The organism is Halorubrum sp. Atlit-28R (assembly GCF_003665955.1).
GTDB lineage: Archaea > Halobacteriota > Halobacteria > Halobacteriales > Haloferacaceae > Halorubrum > Halorubrum tropicale.
In genome coordinates this window covers 1-490 of record NZ_QPLS01000165.1, presented here as the reverse complement: position 1 = coordinate 490, position 490 = coordinate 1, and the positions used below count along the sequence as shown (strand labels likewise).

Below are 490 nucleotides of genomic sequence, written 5' to 3'. Positions count from 1 at the left end.
CGGCCCAACTGTTCGACACCGGCTACGAACACTAACCTAATTATAGGGGCTGAGACTCAGTCCCGGAGATTTATGCTGTATGAACGCCAATTAACTGGCAATGTGTTTCCGCGTCATCACCGCTGTGGATACATTCTTGATGGCGCGATATATTTTCGAATCGGCAATTAGACTTAACTACCAATGGGGGTTCGCCTAATCCATGGAGTTCCCTCGCCTCCCGTCTCGAGATACGAGTGGTCAGAAGGTCGTCCTTCCCGACGACCTCGAAGGGGACCAGACGCTCGTACTCATCAGTTTCGACCGTCGTCAGCAGTCGCTGGTCGGGTCGTGGCGAGGGTTCGCAAAGGAGCTGTGTGAGACCTACGGTCATTTCGAGTACTACGAACTGCTGGTCCTCGGCAGTCGAAGCGGCATGATGCCCTCGCTTCCCGGTGGAGGCGGCATGTCGCCGGGTGCTGCCCGGAGTCGTCCGCACGACAACGCGCTG

General features: G+C 56.7%; 1 pseudogene. It reads left to right on the top strand.

Annotated elements, in window-relative coordinates:
- Window positions 1-202: 202 nt before the first annotated feature.
- Window positions 203-490 (top strand): annotated as a pseudogene (locus DVK06_RS17350) (hypothetical protein); the annotation flags it as partial.